Origin of the sequence: Achromobacter sp. HNDS-1 (assembly GCF_040084795.1) — a bacterium.
GTDB classification, from domain to species: domain Bacteria; phylum Pseudomonadota; class Gammaproteobacteria; order Burkholderiales; family Burkholderiaceae_B; genus Achromobacter; species Achromobacter ruhlandii.
Genome location: NZ_CP157584.1, coordinates 258412 through 275396, shown reverse-complemented (window position 1 = coordinate 275396; position 16985 = coordinate 258412). Strand labels below are relative to the sequence as shown.

17 protein-coding genes are annotated in these 16985 nt (G+C 70.4%); 8 read left to right on the top strand and 9 right to left on the bottom strand.

Going from position 1 to position 16985, the window contains the following annotated elements; translation table 11 throughout:
* Nucleotides 1-124: 124 nt before the first annotated feature.
* Complete coding sequence (locus ABFG95_RS01220; protein ID WP_059270935.1) at nucleotides 125-721, bottom strand: GNAT family N-acetyltransferase; 597 nt, start codon at nucleotides 719-721, stop codon at nucleotides 125-127.
* Nucleotides 722-828: 107 nt separating this feature from the next.
* Between ABFG95_RS01220 and ABFG95_RS01215 the strand changes: the two genes are divergently transcribed.
* On the top strand, nucleotides 829-2418 hold the full coding sequence (locus tag ABFG95_RS01215; protein WP_348995324.1) for an NYN domain-containing protein: 1590 nt from the start codon (nucleotides 829-831) through the stop codon (nucleotides 2416-2418).
* Nucleotides 2419-2446: 28 nt separating this feature from the next.
* Here ABFG95_RS01215 and ABFG95_RS01210 read toward each other — a convergent pair whose 3' ends face one another.
* Nucleotides 2447-3253 carry a helix-turn-helix transcriptional regulator gene (locus ABFG95_RS01210; RefSeq protein WP_348995323.1) on the bottom strand — a complete coding sequence of 269 codons (807 nt, stop codon included), beginning with the start codon at nucleotides 3251-3253 and terminating at the stop codon, nucleotides 2447-2449.
* Nucleotides 3254-3372: 119 nt separating this feature from the next.
* On the opposite strand from ABFG95_RS01210, the gene ABFG95_RS01205 reads away from it, so the two are divergent.
* From ABFG95_RS01205 to ABFG95_RS01195, 3 genes are all read left to right on the top strand, one after another.
* Entirely contained in the window at nucleotides 3373-3627 is a 255-nt protein-coding gene (locus tag ABFG95_RS01205) for a hypothetical protein (protein ID WP_238910057.1), read from the top strand.
* 152 nt (nucleotides 3628-3779) lie between these two features.
* A complete protein-coding gene (locus ABFG95_RS01200) occupies nucleotides 3780-4286 on the top strand; it encodes a DUF523 domain-containing protein (RefSeq protein ID WP_059270929.1) in 507 nt (168 codons plus the stop codon).
* Complete coding sequence (locus ABFG95_RS01195; RefSeq protein ID WP_348995322.1) at nucleotides 4276-4602, top strand: hypothetical protein; 327 nt, start codon at nucleotides 4276-4278, stop codon at nucleotides 4600-4602. Before ABFG95_RS01200 ends, ABFG95_RS01195 begins: the two co-directional genes overlap by 11 nt.
* A gap of 128 nt (nucleotides 4603-4730) precedes the next feature.
* Here ABFG95_RS01195 and ABFG95_RS01190 read toward each other — a convergent pair whose 3' ends face one another.
* Both ABFG95_RS01190 and ABFG95_RS01185 read right to left on the bottom strand, forming a co-directional pair.
* Nucleotides 4731-5264, bottom strand: coding sequence for a hypothetical protein (locus ABFG95_RS01190; protein ID WP_348995321.1), 534 nt, complete (start codon nucleotides 5262-5264; stop codon nucleotides 4731-4733).
* Nucleotides 5265-5378: 114 nt separating this feature from the next.
* Nucleotides 5379-5903, bottom strand: a complete 525-nt coding sequence (locus ABFG95_RS01185) for a carboxypeptidase-like regulatory domain-containing protein (protein WP_254601320.1) — start codon at nucleotides 5901-5903, stop codon at nucleotides 5379-5381.
* Between the two features lie 104 nt (nucleotides 5904-6007).
* On the opposite strand from ABFG95_RS01185, the gene ABFG95_RS01180 reads away from it, so the two are divergent.
* Nucleotides 6008-6571, top strand: a complete 564-nt coding sequence (locus ABFG95_RS01180) for a TetR/AcrR family transcriptional regulator (RefSeq protein WP_231891541.1) — start codon at nucleotides 6008-6010, stop codon at nucleotides 6569-6571.
* A 60-nt stretch (nucleotides 6572-6631) separates the two neighbouring features.
* Here the strand turns inward: ABFG95_RS01180 and ABFG95_RS01175 are convergent, their stop codons facing one another.
* On the bottom strand, nucleotides 6632-7618 hold the full coding sequence (locus ABFG95_RS01175; protein WP_238910058.1) for a tripartite tricarboxylate transporter substrate-binding protein: 987 nt from the start codon (nucleotides 7616-7618) through the stop codon (nucleotides 6632-6634).
* Nucleotides 7619-7784: 166 nt separating this feature from the next.
* On the opposite strand from ABFG95_RS01175, the gene ABFG95_RS01170 reads away from it, so the two are divergent.
* Complete coding sequence (locus ABFG95_RS01170) at nucleotides 7785-8843, top strand: serine hydrolase (protein WP_348995320.1); 1059 nt, start codon at nucleotides 7785-7787, stop codon at nucleotides 8841-8843.
* Between the two features lie 175 nt (nucleotides 8844-9018).
* Nucleotides 9019-10029 carry an aldo/keto reductase gene (locus ABFG95_RS01165; protein WP_063583600.1) on the top strand — a complete coding sequence of 337 codons (1011 nt, stop codon included), beginning with the start codon at nucleotides 9019-9021 and terminating at the stop codon, nucleotides 10027-10029.
* A gap of 49 nt (nucleotides 10030-10078) precedes the next feature.
* Here the strand turns inward: ABFG95_RS01165 and ABFG95_RS01160 are convergent, their stop codons facing one another.
* Together ABFG95_RS01160 and ABFG95_RS01155 are read right to left on the bottom strand one after the other, a co-directional pair.
* The gene (locus tag ABFG95_RS01160; protein ID WP_348995319.1) at nucleotides 10079-11413 is read right to left on the bottom strand and encodes an MFS transporter; all 1335 of its coding nucleotides are present in this window, start codon (nucleotides 11411-11413) and stop codon (nucleotides 10079-10081) included.
* A gap of 68 nt (nucleotides 11414-11481) precedes the next feature.
* Nucleotides 11482-13134, bottom strand: a complete 1653-nt coding sequence (locus ABFG95_RS01155; RefSeq protein ID WP_348995318.1) for a choline dehydrogenase — start codon at nucleotides 13132-13134, stop codon at nucleotides 11482-11484.
* Between the two features lie 205 nt (nucleotides 13135-13339).
* On the opposite strand from ABFG95_RS01155, the gene ABFG95_RS01150 reads away from it, so the two are divergent.
* Nucleotides 13340-14179: an IclR family transcriptional regulator gene (locus ABFG95_RS01150; RefSeq protein ID WP_063568788.1), complete on the top strand. Its 840-nt coding sequence runs from the start codon at nucleotides 13340-13342 to the stop codon at nucleotides 14177-14179.
* A 36-nt stretch (nucleotides 14180-14215) separates the two neighbouring features.
* Here the strand turns inward: ABFG95_RS01150 and ABFG95_RS01145 are convergent, their stop codons facing one another.
* Both ABFG95_RS01145 and ABFG95_RS01140 read right to left on the bottom strand, forming a co-directional pair.
* Nucleotides 14216-15391 (bottom strand): low temperature requirement protein A, encoded by a 1176-nt coding sequence (locus ABFG95_RS01145; protein ID WP_336727309.1) that lies wholly within the window; start codon nucleotides 15389-15391, stop codon nucleotides 14216-14218.
* A gap of 100 nt (nucleotides 15392-15491) precedes the next feature.
* Nucleotides 15492-16937, bottom strand: a complete 1446-nt coding sequence (locus ABFG95_RS01140) for an MFS transporter (protein ID WP_348995317.1) — start codon at nucleotides 16935-16937, stop codon at nucleotides 15492-15494.
* Between the last annotated feature and the right edge of the window lie 48 nt (nucleotides 16938-16985).

Here is a 16985-nt window from a genome sequence, read left to right as displayed (position 1 = left end):
GCGGAATAAATGGGGTCAGAATTATTTCGCGGTGACGGGTTCCTGGCTGGCCGGGATGGGGGAGCGTCCTTCCTCCCGGCACCTGGGCAAGCACGCGGCGCGAGCCGGCGGCCGCCGGCGCCGCTCAGGCCGGGCGGCCGTCCGTGCGGGCCGGCGGGGCCGACAGGCGCCGCGCCCGCCATTCCTCGCGCGTGATCTCCCAGATCTCGGCCATCTGCCGTCCCGAGACGAAACCGCGTTCCTCGGTGGCCACCAGCCGCATGCCGGTGCGCTCGGACAGGCGGCGCGAGCCGTCGTTGGCCGCCGCCTTGGGCGCGCGCAGCACCGGCTGGTCCAGCACCTCGAACCAGAAGGCCGTGACCGCCTCGCTGGCCTCGGTCATGTAGCCCTGGCCGCGATAGTCCGGGTCGAGCCAGAAACCACGGTGGTTGCCCGGGTCGTCGCGCATCAGGCTGATCAGCCCGATCAGGCGACCGGGCTCGGTGCGCGGGCGCAGCGACCAATGCCACTGCGCGCCACGCCGCATGGCCGGCAGCGCCACCTGTTCCACGTAGGTGCGGGCGCCATCCGCCGGATACGGCCAGGGCACCTGCTCGGCCAGGTAGCGCACCACTTCCCACTGCGGAAAGATGCGCTGGATGGCGGGCGCGTCGTCCGCGCACAGCGGTCGCAGCAGCAGGCGTTCGGTGTCGAGCGGGGGCGGGGCGGGTACGTCGGGCATGGCGGTCGGCGGGGTGGGGCGAGCGGAAATGTATATCATGGGCGGCGAAACGCGGCCAATCGCCCCCGCCAGGCGGCCGGGGCGGCCGCGGCAACGGAGAAACACTTATGAATGCCAACGAAAACGTCAGCATGGCGCTTTTTTGCGACTTCGAGAACGTGGCGCTTGGCGTGCGCGACACCAAGTACCAGAAGTTCGACATCCGCCCGGTGCTGGAGCGCCTGCTGCTCAAGGGCAGCATCGTGGTCAAGAAGGCCTATTGCGACTGGGAGCGCTACAAGGAATTCAAGGCGCCGATGCACGAGGCCAATTTCGAGCTGATCGAGATTCCGCACGTGCGCCAGTCGGGCAAGAACTCGGCCGACATCCGGCTGGTGGTGGACGCGCTGGACTTCTGCTATACCAAGTCGCACGTCAACACCTTCGTCATCATCAGCGGCGATTCCGACTTCTCGCCGCTCGTGTCCAAGCTGCGCGAGAACAATAAGAAGGTGATCGGGGTGGGGGTCAAGCAATCCACCTCGGACCTCCTGATCGCCAATTGCGACGAATTCATCTTCTATGACGACCTGGCCCGCGAAGGCCAGCGCGCCGCCGACGCCCGCCGCGACAACCGCGGCGGCGGCAACGCCGGCCAGCGCCGCTCGCCCGACGAGGAGCGCCGCCGCAAGGAAGAACTGGAAGCCCGCAAGACCCAGGCGGTCGACATGGTGGTCGAGACCTTCGAGGCGCTGATGGCCGAGCGCGGCGACAGCGGCAAGATCTGGGCCTCGGCCCTGAAGGACGCCCTCAAGCGCCGCCGGCCGGATTTCAACGAGTCGTACTACGGCTTCCGCGCCTTCGGCAACCTGCTGGACGAGGCGCAGTCGCGCGGCTTCCTGGAAGTCGGGCGCGAGGAGAAATCCGGCACCTACGTCTATCGCGACAACGCCGGCGGCGCGCCGGCCGGGGCGGCGGGCCGGTCGGCGCCTCGCGCGGCCGAGGCCGCCGAGGGCGCGGCGGACGGCGCCAGCGCTGAAAGCGAGGTTCGCCCCGGGCGCGGTACGCGCGGCGCTCGCAAGAATCAGGGCGCCGGGCGCGGCGGCCGCCAGGGCGCGGGCCAGGCCGATGGCCGGGCGCCGACGGACATGGAGCGCGAGGCGGGCGAGGATGCGCTTGCCGCGCAACCCGCGCCGCAGCCGCGATCGGAGCGCCAGGAACACGAGGCTCGCCAGGACCGCCAGGCGCATCAGGGACGTCCGGCGCGCCAGGAACGTCCGGCGCATCAGGACGGTCCGGCGCATCAGGACAGTCCGGCGCATCAGGATCAGGCCGGCGCCGGATCGCCGCCGCAAACGTTCGACGCCCCGGCCCCCGCCGGCGCGCCGGACGCGGGGGCGGCCTCCTTCGACGCGCCGCCCGCCCGGGAGGCGCCCGATGCCGTGGAACCGGCCGACGCCAAGCGTCGGCGCGCCACGCGCGGCGGCCGTGGCGCGGCCAAGACGGCGCGCGCGGGCAACGCCTCGCCGGCGCCGGCGCAGGACATCGCCAGCGAGGCGCCGCCAGCCCCAACGCAGGTTGCGGTGGTTGCGCCAGAACCCGCCGCCACCTCGGCGGACAGCGAACCGGCCAAGCCGGCCCGCAAGACCGCGCGCAAGACGGCGGCCAAGACCGCGCCGCGCGCGCGCCGTCCGCGCAAGGCCGCCGACGCCGAATGAGCGCGGCCGCGACCGCGCGGCGCAAGCCTCAGGCGATCAACGGACCCCGGCCGTCATAGCGGCCGGGCGTCACGCCGTATTCCCGCTTGAACGCGGCGATGAAGGCGCTGATGTTGTCGTAGCCCGTCTCCAGCGCGGCGGTGGTGACGCCGTGGCCGGCCGCCAGCATCTGTTGGGCCCGCATCAGCCGGGCGCGCTGGCGCCAGGCGCCCAGCGTCAGGCCGGTTTCGGCCAGGAAGCGCCGCGCCAGCGTGCGCGGCGCCATGCCGATTGCAACGGCCCATGCCGCCAGCGGCCGGGTGTCGCCGGGCGCATCGGACCAGGCCAGCGCCAGCCGCCGCAGCCGGGCATCGCGCGGCAACGTCAGGCCGTCGCCGGCGCGCGGCAGGGTGCGGATCTCGTCGCGCACCAGTTCGACGATGCGCAGGCGGGCCGCGTCCCAGGCGTCGCCGCGCCAACTGGCGGCCCGTTCCACCGCCGCCAGCAGCAGCGCCGACGCCTGCAAGGCGCAGGGCGCATCCGGCAGGCCGGCGCACGCCGCCGCGCTCAGGTAGACGCTGTAGCCGGCATAGGGGCCATGCGAGCGCAACCCGTGCGGGCAATCGGGCGGAATCCACACGGCGTGGGCGGCCGGCGCGACCCATTGGCGGTCGCCGGCCAGCACCGTCAGCAGGCCCTCGTAAGCGCCAAACAACTGCCCGCGCGCGTGCCGGTGCGGCGCCGTGTGGCGCACGGCCTTGTCCCGCCGGCGCACCGCCAGCAGGCGCGGCCCGCCGCGCGCGGCGGCCAGGGCGGGAGCGATCAGGGGCGAGGCGGGATCGGCGGGACGCGTCATGCGAGGGATCGACGGGCGAGCGGATTGGCAAAAATACGGTATGGATTGACCAAAATACCGCAGATTTGCCGGCCATGGGCGACTACGCTGGTTCCCGTGCTCACCCATTGGAGAAAACCATGAAAGCCCAGGATGTATTGCCGGACGACCGCGACAGCGCGGATTTCCAGGGCGTGACCGTGCGCAAAGGCACGGTCGGCGCATTCCTGGCCAACGCGCGCCTCTGGTGCGACACGGGCGCCACGCCGCGCGCCCGCGAACTGGCCGGCGCCGATCTGCGCGAGGCGCTGCCGGCCTTGCGCGCGCTGGGATTGTTCGAGGTGCTGGAGGTGCGCGATGCGGCGCTGCGGCAATGGCTGGAGGCGGCCTATTGAAACTCAACACCTCGCGCGGCGATGGGGGCGGCCCCGCGAGGCGGCGCACGCCTGATCCGCCCAGCGCGGCGGGCGTGGCAGGGCGGCGGCCTGTTCTATGATGAGACCTTTGCCGGGCGCATGGCCGCATGCGTCCATCTCCCGGAATGTCGATGCAATACGTTCTCGTCAGCGCCTGTCTGCTCGGCCATCCCGTCCGCTACGACGGCCGCTCGGTGCCGGGCGATCACGCCGTGCTGGCCGGCTGGCTCGACGCTGGCAGGGTGGTGTCGGTCTGTCCCGAGGTGGCCGGCGGCCTGCCGATCCCGCGCCCGCCGGCCGAGATCGAGCCGGGCGCCGATGCCGTCGCGGTACTGGCCGGCCGCGCCCGCGTGATGACCGTGTCGGGCGAGGACGCCACCCGGCCGTTCGTCGAAGGCGCGCGGCAGGCGCTGGAGGTGGCGCGGCGGCGCGGCATCCGCATCGCGGTGCTCAAGGAGGGCAGCCCCTCCTGTGGCAGCGGCTATGTCTACGACGGCAGCTTTTCCGGCCGGCGGCTGCCCGGTGTCGGCGTCACCGCGCGTCTGTTGGCCGAGGCGGGCGTGCGCGTCTTCAGCGAACACCAATGGGCCGAAGCGGCCGCCTGCCTGGCTCGCCTGGAGGCCGGCGATGGGGTTTAACGTGGGCGACTGGCTGGTGCTGGTGGCCGTGGCGGCCGGGGTGATGACGGCCTGGCGGCTGGTGGCCGGGGTCGGACGCGGACGCCTGCTGGCGCGGATCGGCGCGGTGGTGTCGCTGCTGTGCGCGGCCTTCTTCGGCTGGCTCTGGTACGCGCAATACCTGAAATGGGATTTCAACGAACTGGGTCGTTATTACGATCCGGTCGAGCAGGTCGTCTACACCGATAGCGGTTTCGTCTGGGTCCTGCCGGCCGCGCTGGCGTTGGCCGCCGGGTTGTTCTTCGCCTGGCACGGCTGGAGACGCCGGCGCGCCTGACGCGCCGTGCGGCGGGGGCGGCCCGGCGGCGGGGGCGGCCCGGCAGCGGCCGCGCCCATGCAACGAGCGCCCCTGGGGGCGCTCGTGGTGGCGGGCGGCAGGCCCCGGTTGGCATTTGAGCGGGCGCCTCAGTTGGCCCGGTAGCCGCGGCTGTTCATGCAGGAATCCATGGCGCGGTTGTAGCTGTCCACCATGACCTGCGTGGTCCATTGCGAGATGGTGGCCGGATCGTAGCCGCTCTGGTTCATGGCCCAGCGCTGGCAATCGGTCGAGGCGCTGGCCTGCGCCTGATTGACCGGCGGCGCCGGTTCGTACTGCACCGGCGCGTATTGCGTCGGCGCCTCATAGACCGGGGGAGCGCTGTAAACCGGGGGCGCTTCATACACGGGCGCCGCGTATACCGGCGGGCTGTAGTACGACACGCCGGGCGCGTAGACGCCCGTCTGCACATACGAGGGGCCGGAATTGGCCGCCAGGATCAGCCCCGTGGCCGCCAATGCCAGCGCGCCGCCCACCCACCAGCCACTGCCGCCGCCACCGCCGTGATGATGGTGATAGCCGCCTCCGTGGTATCCACCCCGATACCCGCCCGCCAGCGCGGGGGAACTTGCCAAGGCCAGTGCCAGCGCGACGCCGACCATACGACCTGTGAACCGCTTCATGATCTTGCTCCTGAGCCGCCGGGCGCCCGCGTGCCGCGGACACTGGCGATACCGTAATGTAACGCCGCCGCGACGCAATAGTTGTGTCAAGAGTTATGAAGATTTCAAGTGATTTCAGGGGCTTGGCGGCAGATTCGCCGGCGCGCCGGCGGCGTCCGGCGCCTGGGCCCCGCGCGCGGCCGGCGGCTCGCGCATGAAAGGCGAGCCGCGCGGATTGTCGCAAGGGGTCGACGGTCCGGCCCGCAGGCGGATGACCGGCTGCGGCTCGAACGCGTCGGCGTTGCGGTCCTGCGTGGCATAGGTGGCATAGCCGGCCTTTTCGACGCACCAGTTCCAGAAGAACACTTCCGCGCCATGGATGGCCAGGACCTCGACGCGCCACTCGCGGCGCGCCTCGAAGCGGGCCCGGCCGCCGGCATCGGTGCGCGCCTCGTTGCGGAAGCGGTCATAGCCGTACGGATAGGCTCCGGCGATCAACACCACCCGGGCGTCGGCCACCGGCTGCCCGGCCTCGTCCTGCACGGTGATGGCCGACTGTGGCTGCAGCGTCTTGTAAGTGGGGTAAGGTACGCAACCGGACAGGGCCAGGGTGAACGCGGCGGCGCAGCCAAAGTGGAACGGACGCGACAATCGGATCATCAGGGTTTCTATGTATGCACGAATGTATGGCAAAAAGGCCGGAAGGATAGTATTTTCACGCGATGACGACGGCACCACCCCCATCTGTACCGCAGGATAAGCGTTTGACGAAAGGTGAGCGCACCCGGCTGCAACTTCTGGAAGTCGCGGCGGCGGAATTCGCCGAGCGCGGATTCCAGCACACCCGGATCAGCGACATTGTCGCCCGCGCGGGCGTGACGCAACCTGTGTTCTATCAGTATTTCGCCGGCAAGCAGGCGGCCTACGACGAACTCGTAGGCATGTTCGCCCAGCGCTTGCGCCAGGAAGTCTGCCAGGCGCGCCTCTATGAAGACCAGCAGAACCTGCCGGTCGAGGAGCGCGTGCGCCGCGGCGTGACCAACTGGCTGGGCATCCTGCAGGAGGATCGCAACCTGACCCGCATCGGCTTTTTCCAGGTCGACGCGGCCGAGGCGCTCAAGGACGAACTGGTCGAGATGATTTCCGAGAACATCCGCATCGATCAGCGCGCCGGCGTGTTCCGCAAGGACATTCCGCCGGACTGGCTGTCGCATGCCTTCATGGGCGTGATCGAGCGTTTCACGCGGCGCGAGCCCAACGCCGAAGAGCGCGAGGCGCTGGCCGACTTCATCACCACGATGTTCCTGCAAGGGGTGCTGCAGCGCTGACGGCGCTGCGTTGGCCGGCGGCGGCGCCGGCCGCCGGGCAGGGCCTCGGGATCACGGCGGCTATTCCACCCGCGCGCCCGAAGCCGCCACGAGCTTGCCAGCCGCCTCCCAATCCGCCTTCAGCAACGCCTGGAACTGCGCCGGTGACTTGGCCTCGGCCTCCACGCCCAGCGCCGCCAGGCGCGCCTGCACCTTGGGATCGGCCAGCACGCTGTTGACCGCGGCGTTGAGCCTGTCGCGCTCGGCCGGCGCGATCCCGGCGGGCGCCAGCAGGCCCAGCCAGGAATCGAAGGCATAGCCGGGCAGTCCGCTTTCGGCCACCGTGGGCAGGTCGGGCGCGAAGCGTGAGCGCTGCTTGCCGGTGTAGGCCAGGAACGTCACGCGCGGATCGTTGCGGTAGCCTGTGACGCCGATGGTGGCGGCGGTGACGGCCTGCACCCGGCCGGCCAGCAGCTCGGTCACGGCGTCGCCGGTGGACTTCATGGGGATGTGCTGCATCTGCGCGCCGGCGGCGGTCAGGAACGCGGCCATGCCCAGGTGCGAGGCGCTGCCGTTGCCGGCCGAGGCGTAATCGTAGGCGCCGGGTTTGGCCTTGATCGCCTGGATGAATTCGGCCGTGTTGGCCACCTTCAGGCTGGAAGAGGCCAGGATGATGTAGCCGGTGTTGCCCACATAGGCCACGCCGGTGAAGTCCTTGTAAGGGTCGTAGCCCAGGTTCTTGTACAGGTAGCCGGCAATGTGGTGGCTGGCGGCCGCCAGCACCAGCGTGTTGCCATCGGGCGTGGCGCGCGCCACCTGGGCGGTGCCGACCGTGCCGCCGGCGCCCGCGCGATTCTCCACCACGATCGAGGCGTTCAGCGCCCGGCCCAGCTCATCGCTGATGGCGCGGGCGATGGTGTCCTGCACCGCCCCGGTGCCGTAGGGCACGACGACGCGGATGACGCGTTGCTCGGCATGGGCGGCGCCGCCACAGGCGGCGGCAATGGCCAGGAGCAGGGCGGAGAAGCGGCGGAAGGGGGCGCGTGCGGCCCGATGGGGGATCGACATGGATTCAGCGGTGGATTCAATGATGCGGGGCGTTGGACTCTACCGGCGTCGCGCCGCCGCGCCAACGATTGATTCCCGCCTTGCTTATTGCCCCGGGCGATATCGCGTCGCGCGCGCCTGGATATACTCGCAGGCGCCACTGGCCAACGACAACACAAGGGAAACAATGAACGCGCTCATGCAGCAGGCGATCCAGTTCGCCAACGACCACGAAACCGCCTGGGACCGCAGCGTCGGCGGCGTTTTCGGCGTGCACCAGAACGATCCGCCGCCCTGGAACCGCCTGCTGGGCCCGCTGCACGACCGCGGTCCGGTGTCGGGCGTGGTGCAGCGCGAGGGCCGCGAGATCGCCGCGTGGGGCGAACCCGACCGCGCCGACCTGACCTTCAGCGTGGCCAAGCTGTACCTGGCGATCCTGGCCGGACTGGCGCACGACCGCGGCCTGTTGCCCGATGTCGATGAACCGGTCGGCAAGCGCGTGCCCGGCATCGGCTTCGATCATGGACGCAACGCCGACATCACCTGGCGCCACCTGCTGCAGCAGACCAGCGAATGGGAAGGCGAGCGCTTCGGCGTCTCCGACCAGGCCGACCGCTACCGTGCCGTCACCTTCGGCGTGCCGCCGGACGGCAAGAAGGGCGAGGCCCGTCCGCTGCAATCGCCCGGCACGTACTGGGAATACAACGACGTGCGCATCAACCAGTTGTCGTACGCGCTGCTGCACCTGTTCCGCAGGCCCTTGCCCGAGGTGTTCCGCGAGGCCGTCACGCGGCCGCTGGGCGCCAGCGAGAACTGGCAATGGGTCGGCTACGACAACGCCTGGGTCGAGATCGACGGCCAGCGCATGCCGTCGGTGCCGGGCGGCTCGCACTGGGGCGGCGGCATGTCGATCAGCGCCCGCGACCAGGCGCTGATCGGCCAGATGCTGCTGAACCAGGGCCGCGCGGCCGACGGCCGCCAGGTGCTGTCGCCCGAATGGATTGCGCAGATGCGCCAACCGTGCGCGATCGCGCCGTACTATGGCTACCTGATCTGGCTGAACCACGAGGGCCGCGTGTTTCCGAGCGTGCCGGCGTCCAGCTTCTTCGGCGTGGGCGCGGGCAGTTCGTTCACCTGGGTCGAGCCCGAGCGCAAGCTGGTGGTGATCGTGCGCTGGCTCGATTCGGCGCATGCCGATGCGCTGTTCGGCAAGATCCTGGCGGCGGTGGACGCCCAGCCGGCCTGACACGCCGCGGGCGTGCCGCGCGTGGAGTCCCTGCCCGGCGCAGGGATTTTCAGCGGCGCGCCGGCCGGCTTCTGGCAACATGCCCCTTTGCCCGCCGCGCCCCGGGCGCGCCGCATCGCTTCGCTTTCTGTTTCGCTTCCCCCGCGCACCCCGCGCGCCGACCAAGGATTTCGCCATGAACTACCGCCGTCTCGGATCAAGCAATCTTCGCGTATCGCCCCTGTGCCTGGGCACCATGATGTTCGGCGAGCAGACGCCCGATGACGAGGCCGCGCGCATCGTCGCATCCGCGCGCGACCACGGCCTGAATTTCATCGACACCGCCGACGTCTACAACGACGGCCGGTCCGAGCAAGTGGTGGGCAAGCTGCTGCAAGGGCAGCGCCACGACTGGGTGCTGGCCAGCAAGATCGGCAACGTGGTGGGCAAGGGCCCGAACCAGTCGCACTATTCGCGCCAGTGGCTGATCCGCGGCGTGGAGCAGAGCCTGGCGCGGCTGGGCACGGATTTCCTGGACATCCTGTACCTGCACCGCGACTACCACGAGGAAAACCTGGAAGAAGCGCTGTGGGCGCTGGGCGACCTGATCCGCGCCGGCAAGCTGCGCAGCTTCGGGCTGTCGAACTTCCGCGGCTGGCGCATCGCCGAAACCCTGCGCCTGTGCGAAAAACTGGGCGTGCCGCAGCCGGTGGTGTGCCAGCCGTACTACAACATGCTCAATCGCGGCCCCGAGGTCGAGATCCTGCCGGCCTGCCAGCACTACGGCCTGGGCGTGGTGCCGTACAGCCCGATCGCGCGCGGCGTGCTCACCGGCAAGTACCTGCCGGGCCAGGCGCCGGCCGCCGACACCCGCGCAGGGCGCGGCGACCGCCGCATCCTGGCCACCGAGTTCCGGGAAGAGTCGCTGCGGATCGCGCAGCGGCTGGTCGAGCACAGCGCCGCCCGCGGCGTGCAGCCGGGGCATTTCGCCACCGCCTGGGTGCTGGCCAATCCGATCGTCACCGGCGTCATCGCCGGCCCGCGCACGCTGGCGCAGATGGACGATTACTACGCCGCGCTGGACGTCACCATCACGCCCGAGGACGAGGCGCTGGTGGACAGCTGGGTCACGCCGGGCCACGCCTCGACCCACGGCTACAACGATCCCAACTATCCGTTCCACGGCCGTCCGGTCACGGTGGCCTGACGGCGGGCACGGGCGGCGCCGCTGCCGGCCGCCGCCCGACGCGCCGGGCCTAGGCCTTGCGCAGCTTCGCGCCGGCGGGCGGCGCCGCGCCATCGCGCGCCGCGCTGCGCCCGCCGCGTCCGATCAGCCATGCGCACAGCGCCGAGACCACGCCCGAGAACAGCACGTACAGGCAGATCAGCCACGGCTGGCCATTGCCGGTCTTGAGCAGCGCGGTGGCGATGATGGGCGTGATGCCCGAGGCGAAGATGCCCGAGAACTGGTAGACGAACGAGATGCCGGTGTAGCGCACCTTGGCGTCGAACAGCTCGCAGAACAGCGCGGCCTCGGGGCCGTAGACGGCGGCGTAGAAGATGCCGAACGGAATGATGATGGCCAGCCACACCAGCATCACGCTGCCCTGGCTGTTGAGCATCAGCCAGAAGCCGGGGAAGGCGGCCGCTGCCGTGATCAGCGACCCCCAGAAATACACTCGCGTGCGCCCGATGCGGTCGGACAGCCGGCCGAAGTAGGGGATGGTGAAGCACATCACCAGCGCCGCCGCCATCACCCCGGTCAGCGCTTCCGTGCGCGTGATCTGCAATGTCTGGGTCAGGTACGAGATCGAGAAAACGCCGAAGACGTTGAAGAACACGCCATCGATGTAACGCGCGCCCATGCCCTTGGCGACGTTGCCGGGATAGCGGCGGATCATGTCCATGAACGGGATGCGGCTTTCGGCGTTGTCGCGCTTGACCGCCGCGAACTCGGGCGTTTCCTTGATGTTCAGGCGGATGTACATGCCGACCCCGACCATCGCGGCCGACGCCAGGAACGCCAGGCGCCAGCCCCAGGCCATGAACTGCGCGTCGGTCAGCAGCGTCGACAGCAGCGCCACCGTGCCGGACGCCAGGCACAGGCCGATCGCCAGGCCGATCTGCGGCAGCGAGGCGTAGTAGCCCTTTTTCCCCGGCGGGGCGTATTCGTAGGCCATCAGCACCGCGCCGCCCCATTCGCCGCCCAGGCCGATGCCCTGGAACACGCGCAACAGCAGCAGCAGGATCGGCGCCCACAGGCCGATACTGTCATAGGTGGGCACCAGGCCGATCAGGAAGGTCGACACGCCCATGATCATCAGCGTCATCACCAGCATGCTCTTTCGGCCGATGCGGTCGCCGAAATGGCCGAACACCAGCCCGCCCAGCGGCCGGGTGATGAAGCCCACCGCGAAGGTGGTGTAGGCCAGCATGGTCGAGACCAGCGGGTCGCCAGTGGGGAAGTACAGCTTGTTGAATACGATGCCGGCGACCACGCCGTACAGGAAGAAGTCGTACCACTCGATGGTGGCGCCGATCAGCGACGCGGCGACGACTTTTCTCACCGCGGTTTCGTTCTGCTTGGCCATGCCTGTCTCCTTTGGGGGAAGCGGGCGGCGCTCTGCGGCGCCGCTCCGCGGGTTGCGGTCAGTTCATGTCATGCCGCCTGTTGCAATGCCGGCTGCGCCTGGACGCGCGGCCGCGCCGCGTGCAGGTCCTGCAGGATGAAGTCGGCCGCGCGCTCGGCCAGCATCACCACCGGCACGTTGGTGTTGCCCGAGACCAGCGTCGGCATGATGGAGCAGTCCACCACCCGCAGTCCGCTCACGCCGTGCACCCGCAGGCGCTCGTCGACCACGGCCATGGGGTCTTCGCGCGGCCCCATTTTCGCGGTGCCTGAGGGGTGGAAGATGGTCGCGCCGTACTCGCGGCAGAAGTGCAGGATCTCGTCGTCGCTCCGCACCTCGGGACCGGGCCGGAATTCGCGCTTCATCAGGCCGGCCAGCGGTTCGGTGGCGGCCAGCCGGCGCGCGTACTTGACCGCCGCCACCGTCATGCGCCGGTCCAGCTCGGTGGACAGGTAATTGGGCTGCATGGCGGGCGCCTCGAACGGATCGGCGCTGCGCAGCCGCACCGTGCCGCGCGAGGACGGCCGCAGTTGGCACACCGAATAGGTGCAGCCTGAGAACGGATGCACCTTGCCGCCGGCCATGTCGGCCGACAGCGTGGCGAAATGGAACTGGGTGTCGGGCGTGGCGCTGGCCGGATCGACGCGGCAGAACAGGCCGCCCTGGTTGATGCCCACCGCCAGCGGCCCGCCGCGGAACAGCAGCCATTGCAGCCCCATCGCGGCGCGGCCGTGCAGCGTGCGCAGTTGGTCGTTGGTGGTGATGGGGCGGCGCGTCTCGTAGATGAGGCGGATCTGCAGGTGGTCCTGCAGGTTCTCGCCCACGCCGGGCAGGTCGCGCACCACGCCGATGCCGAAGCGCCGCAGCAGCGCGGCCGGCCCCACACCCGACAGTTGCAGCAGTTGCGGCGATTGCAGCGCGCCGGCGCACAGGATCACCTCGCGGCGGGCGCGCAGGGTGCGCACCTGGCCGTCCTGGCGGTAGCGCACGCCGCAGGCGCGGCTGCCCTCGAACAGGATCGCCATGGCGTGCGCGCCGGTCTCCACCCGCAGGTTGGCGCGGCCGCGCGCCGGGCGCAGGTAGGCCACGGCGGTGGAGCAGCGGCGGCCGTTGCGGGTGGTCAGCTGGTAGTAGCCCACGCCTTCCTGGTCGCCGGTATTGAAGTCGCGCACGTGCGGCAGGCCGAGCGCGCCGGCGGCGCCGATCAGGCCTTCGACCAGCGGATGCGGCGTCTTGATGGAGGTAGCGTTCAGCGGCCCCTCGGTGCCGCGCGTGGCGCCGGCGCCAAGGTCGTTGTTTTCCAGCTTGCGGAAGTAGGGCAGGCAGTCGTCCCAGCGCCAGCCCGGGTTGCCGGCGGCGGCCCAGGCATCGTAGTCCTGGCGCTGGCCGCGGATGTAGATCAGGCCGTTGATGGCGCTGGAACCGCCCAGCGTGCGGCCGCGCGGCCAGTAGATGCGGCGGTCCAGCATGTTGGGGTCGGGTTCGGTGTAGTAGCCCCAGTTCAGCACCTTGTGAAACATGGTCTTGCCGTAGCCGATGGGGATGTGGATCCAGGGCGAGCGGTCCGGCGGCCCCGCCTCCAGCAGGCACACGCTGTGCTGGCCGCTGGCGCTCAAGCGGTTCGCCAGCACGCAGCCGGCGGAACCGGCCCCCACCACGATGTAGTCCACGGCATCGGACATGTCTGTTTCCTCCTTGGCCTGGCCGTGCCGTGACGCGGGGAGTCCCTCGTCCGGACGGCGCGTTTACCCTGCTTGCCGCGCCGCCGCGCACTTATATACTGGCCTGATGCGAGGGGGGCGCGGCGACGCGCAAAGGTTCCGTATCTGTGGCGATTCTAGGAAGCCGCCACCGGAAAGAAAGCGCGGCAAGCGCGGGAACGGCGAAATGGCACAGAACATGGATCTTCGGTTTCAAAATCGCAGTGCAGCATCGGCGCGGACGCCCGACGCCGACGAGCCGCAGGATGCCTCGCGTTCGCTGCGCGCGCTGCTGGTGCTGGACTATCTGGCGCGCGCCCAGCATCCGCCCACGCTGGCGCAACTGGCGCAGCGCCTGGACATGCCCAAGTCCACCCTGATGCGCTTGCTGGCGTCGATGCAGCGCGCCGGTTTCGTCGCCGCCACGCCCACCGAAAACGGCTTCGTGCCGGGGCCGCAGGCCACCGCGCTGGCGCTGTCGACGCTGCACGCCTCGGCCTTCACGCGCGCCTGCCGCGCGGTGCTGGCGCAACTGGTCGGCAAGCTGGGCGAGACCTGCAATCTCACCGCGCCCGACGGCGACCAGGTGATCTACATGGAGCGGGTCGAGACCACCGAGCCGCTGCGCCTGTTTTTCGCGGTGGGCAGCCACGTGCCGATGCACTGCACCGCCAGCGGCAAGCTGTTCCTGGCGTCGATGAGCCGGCTGGAGCGCGGCCGGGTGCTGGCCCGCCTGCCGCTGACGCGCAACACGCCGCGCACGCTGACCGACCCGGCGCGGCTGGAAGACGAACTGGAACGGCTGGCCACGCGCGGCATCGGCATCGACAACGAGGAGTTCGTGCGCGGCATGAGCGCGGTGGCGGTGCCGGTGCGCGACGCGCAGGACCGCGTGGTGGCGGCGGTGGCGTGCCATGCGCCCACCGCGCGGTTGATGCTCGACGACCTGCTGCGCGCGGTGCCGGTGCTGCAGGGCGCGGCGCAGTCGATGCGCGCGGTGCTGGCCGAGCACCGGCCGGGTGGTTGAAACGCAAGGGGCACCGGCATTCGCCGGCCGGACGCGTCAGTGCGCCGCCCGCATCCGCCGCCGCGACACGCTTTCCCACCCGGCCACCAGCATCATGATCAGCGTCGTCAGCCCGCCGACCATCAGGTTGTCGGTGACGAACGCGATCGGCGCCAGGATGGCCAGCAGCACCAGCCCCGCCACGTGCGACAGCGGGAAGCGGCCATACACCACTGTCTTGTAGATGCCGTTGCCCAGCAGGTACAACGCCGGGCCGCCGAGCAGCGCGGCCGCCGCCGCCGTGACGATGCGTCCGTCCGGATGCAGGATGACCAGTTCGTTGGCCACCGCCGAGACGATCACGCCCGCGATCAGGATCACGTGCACGTAGTGGAAGTAGGCCCCGACCCGGCCCGGATCGGCGTGGTGGGCGATGGCTTCGCTGCCGTCCTTGCTGCTGGTGTCGAAATACACCCACCACATCGCCGCCGTGCCCAGGAACGCGGCCAGCAGCGCGATCAGGGTGGGGATGTCCCAGTGCGGGTGCTCGCCCAGCGTGGCGCCGGTGATCAGCAGGGTCTCGCCCAGCGCCACGATCACGAACAGCTGGCAGCGCTCGGCCAGGTGGCCGCCCTCGATGGTCCATTCGCGGGTGCTGGAGCGGCCCAGGCCGGGCAGCCAGAAGCCGGCCATGGGCGAAAAATACTCGCAGGCCACCGCCACGATCCACAACGCCAGCCGCGTATCGCCCGAGGCCAATCCGCCGGCGATCCAGAACACCGCCGAGATGCACAGCCAGCCCAGCATGCGGCGGAAATTCGGCGCCAGCGGATGCGACGGCCCCAGGTGCAGCACCACGAACAGCGTGCGGCCCACCTGGATCAGCACGTAGCAGACCGCGAAGATCAGCCCGTTTTCGCCGAAGGCGCCCGGCAGCACCGCCGCCGCCACCAGCCCGGCCAGCATCACCGCGAACAGCATCAGCCGCATCGGCACCGCGTCGGGATCGAACCAGTTGGTGACCCAGCAGGTGTATTGCCAGCCCAGCCACACCGCGAACCACAGCACCAGCGTGTGCACCGCGCCCATCAGGGTCAGGTCGTGCAGCAGGCTGTGCGACAGCTGCGTCACGGCGAAGACATAGACCAGGTCGAAGAACAGCTCGACAAAGGTGACGCGGGCCTCGTGGCCGTCGCGGTGACGCAGCAGATGGGCGCTGGCGAGAAATGTCATGGCGGCGCTTCCTGTCCGGTGGAGGGGGCGTCGCCAGATTACTCCCGGCCTTGCCGTCCAATCGTAAAGAATTCAAAAGACGTGGCGCGCCCGCGACGCCTCAGTGGCCGGCCGGCGCGTCGCCGTGTCCGCCGAGCTCGCGGTTGCGCGAGCGCACCAGCGCGGCGGCCAGCGCCGCCGCCACGGCCGCGATCACCGCGCCCGCCAGGAAGGTCACGCGGTAGCCGCCCGCCAGCGCCGCCACCGGGGCCGCGCCGGCGCCGGACAGCGCCGCCGTGCGCGCCGCGGCCAGGCTGGCCAGCACCGCCAGCCCCAGCGCGCCGCCCATCATGAAGGCGGTGTTGACCACGCCGGACGCCAGGCCCGACTGGCTCGGCTCGACGTCGCTCATGGCGGCCAGCAGCATCGGGTTGAAGGCGATGCCCGCGCCCAGGCCCAGCAGCAGCATGCCGGGCAGCACGTCCGCCGCGAAGTGGCCGTCGACCGGGGCGCGCGCGAACAGCGCCAGCCCCAGCGCCGCCAACAGCAGCCCGGTGGCAAGCGGCCCGCGGATGCCAAAGCGCATCACCAGCTTGGCCGACAGCCCCAGCGAGAACGCCGCCATGATCAGGTTGGCCGGCAGGAACGCCAGCCCCACCTGCATGGCGTCATAGCCCAGCACCAACTGCATGTACAGGGCCGAGACGAAGAACCACGCGAACATGGCCGCGGCCCACAGCACCCCGACCACGTTGGCGGTGGCCACGTTGCGCAGGCGGAACAGCGCCAGCGGCATCAGCGGCTCGGCCACGCGCGCCTCGATCGCCAGGAACAGCGCCATCAGCAGCGCGGCCGCGCCCAGCAGGCCGAGCGACTGCGCCGAGGTCCAGCCGGCCTCGTTGCCGTTGACCACCGCATACACCGCCAGCATCAGCGACGCGGTGACGGTCAGCGCGCCGGCCACGTCGAGCCGGCCGCCGCCGGCCGCGCCGCGCGCCGCCGGCAACAGCCGCAGGCACAGCGCATACACCACCGCGCCGATCGGAATGTTGACCAGGAAGATCCAGTGCCACGACAGCGTGCTGGTCAGCAGCCCGCCCAGCAGCACGCCCAGGCTGCCGCCGCCCGCACAGATGAAGCCGTACACGCCCATGGCGCGGGCGCGTTCGCCGGCCTCGGTGAAGAGATTCATGATGAGCGACAGCGACACCGCCGACACCACCGCGCCGCCCAGCCCCTGGGCCGCGCGCGCGGCGATCAGCAGCCCCTGGCCCCGCGCCAGCCCACAGGCCAGCGAGGCCACGGTGAACAGCACCAGGCCGGCCAGGAACATGCGCCGGTGGCCGAGCAGGTCCCCCAGCCGTCCGCCCAGCAGCAGGAAGCCGCCGAAGGTCAGCATGTAGGCGTTCACCACCCAGACCAGCGAGGTCTCGGAGAAATGCAGGTCTTCGCGGATCGAGGGCAGGGCAACATTGACGATGGTAGTGTCCAGCACGATCATCAATACGCCCAGGCACAGCACCATCAGTGCCCACCAGCGTTGCCTGCCCTGTATGCCATGCGTCATGGGTGTCTCGCTCCATCCGCTGGTGGCGGATTCGGTTGTCAGTGGGGT